Annotated in this window: 2 protein-coding genes; one reads left to right on the top strand and one right to left on the bottom strand. The window is 41.2% G+C overall.

Annotated features, from left to right (window positions below; translation table 11 throughout):
• Nucleotides 1-206: 30S ribosome-binding factor RbfA (gene rbfA, locus ACYVRA_RS06640; RefSeq protein ID WP_461251960.1), on the top strand; the 206-nt coding region annotated here is incomplete at its 5' end.
• Between the two features lie 15 nt (nucleotides 207-221).
• On the opposite strand, the gene ACYVRA_RS06645 is transcribed toward rbfA, so the two are convergent.
• Nucleotides 222-1,007 (bottom strand): hypothetical protein, encoded by a 786-nt coding sequence (locus ACYVRA_RS06645; protein WP_461251961.1) that lies wholly within the window; start codon nucleotides 1,005-1,007, stop codon nucleotides 222-224.
• Between the last annotated feature and the right edge of the window lie 134 nt (nucleotides 1,008-1,141).

Here is a 1,141-nt window from a genome sequence, read left to right on the forward strand (position 1 = left end):
GGGTTTCTGTTTTAGGCTCAAAACAAGAACAGATGAAAAGCCTGCACGCCTTGCAGCAATCCGCCGGCTTTATACGCTCTCACTTGGCAGAATTAAGCAAACTTCGCAAATTCCCCGAACTCCATTTTGTGTTTGACGAAAACCTGCAACACGCCGCAAGGATAGACGAAATTTTGCACAATTTGAAAGAGAAAGGCGAGTTGTAGCAAGAGCCTATTGAATTACAGGAAAATTCTCACCCCAGTCTTAGCCCAGGCATCATTTTTGCTGTTTCCCAATATGTTGTCTTTATTCTTTGCATTCTGGAAGCCTGCGCCGGCATAAATGCCAAAAAATTTGCTGTAAGAATAATTTGCCAAAAAATCTAGCAAGAACAGTTTTTCTTCCACTCCTTCCAAAATTTTTCGCTCGCTGCATTTTTGATGGTCTGAGTAAATTTCGCAATCGCCTTGCCTCAAATATGCGCTTTCCAACTCTGCACTGAAGTTTTTATCTGCGGAAATATACTTGAGGTTCCACCATAAATCAAGAGCATCTGGACCCCTGCGATAGCCAAGCGGGTAGTCCGCAATGTACATATCCGCAAAATTCGGCTTGCTCTGTTCCCTGAAATTGCTGCTGTAAATTTTTCTGCTTGTCATTTTTTGCAAAGGCACTTTGTTGTTGTTGAATTGCGGGTCTGTGCGAACAGCATCTATTCTGCTTTCAATTTCTCCGTAAATCCCAAGAGGAATTTTTTGCTTGTAGCCTGCCAAAAAAGCAAGCGTTGTGTAACCTTTATCCCCCTCTACCTCGCCCACGGGGCTTTGAATATCTTCCATAGCAAATTGCCAATAAAACTCAGATTTTTTTGCAGGTCTAAGCCCAGCTTCCAAAGCTACGCTCGTTTTGCTGTATCCATAACTGAAATTATTGTGCCAAGCTACAAAGGGTGAAAAATCCCTGAATTCCAAGTTTTTGCCGCCTATTAAACTTTGCTCAATAATGAAAAAATAACCAAAATCCACATCTATGCCAACTTTGTGCAAAAGCAGATTTTTGGTAGGCTCTTCATAAACTCTGCCTCTTGCATTTGATATTGTTATTGTTCTCTGTTCTTCTTTTTCATCTTTGGTAAGCCAGGGGTTTAAAGACGAAATTA

The sequence above is a fragment of the Treponema sp. R8-4-B8 genome, assembly GCF_054786175.1.